At 56.4% G+C, this 383-nt stretch carries 1 protein-coding gene; it reads left to right on the top strand.

The annotated features are described in order from the left end of the window. Positions 1-383 (top strand): immunoglobulin-like domain-containing protein (locus ACQZ2L_RS25085; RefSeq protein WP_430328318.1); only part of this gene is annotated, 383 nt, incomplete at both ends.

The following is a 383-nucleotide window of genomic DNA, read 5'->3' as shown; positions in this document are numbered from 1 at the left end:
GACTGTGGCCGTCACTGCCGAAGCAGCAAAAGAAGGTGATGCGAACCTCACCTTCAACTTCCAGCTCAGCAATCCGCCGCAGGCTGGTAGCACCACTACCCTGACCGTCAACGTCGGTGGCACAAACTACACCGTTGATATCGATGCTTCCGGCAAAGGTACTCTGCTGGTTCCGAATACCAACGTTGAAGACGTTTACAAAGACGGCAGCGAAGTCACTGCAACCGTCACTGCGGTCAACGGCGGTAACTTCGAAGCCGTTGATCTAACCGGCGCGACCACCACTGTTGCTGTCGAAGACACGATCGACACCACCACCGTGGCCGTCACTGCCGAGGCCGCGAAAGAAGGTGATGCCAACCTCACCTTCAACTTCCAGCTGA

Origin of the sequence: Pseudomonas shirazensis (assembly GCF_050496565.1) — a bacterium.
Taxonomy (GTDB): Bacteria; Pseudomonadota; Gammaproteobacteria; order Pseudomonadales; family Pseudomonadaceae; genus Aquipseudomonas; species Aquipseudomonas shirazensis_A.
Note: the sequence above shows the minus strand (reverse complement) of the source record. Positions and strands in the feature narration are given on the sequence as shown.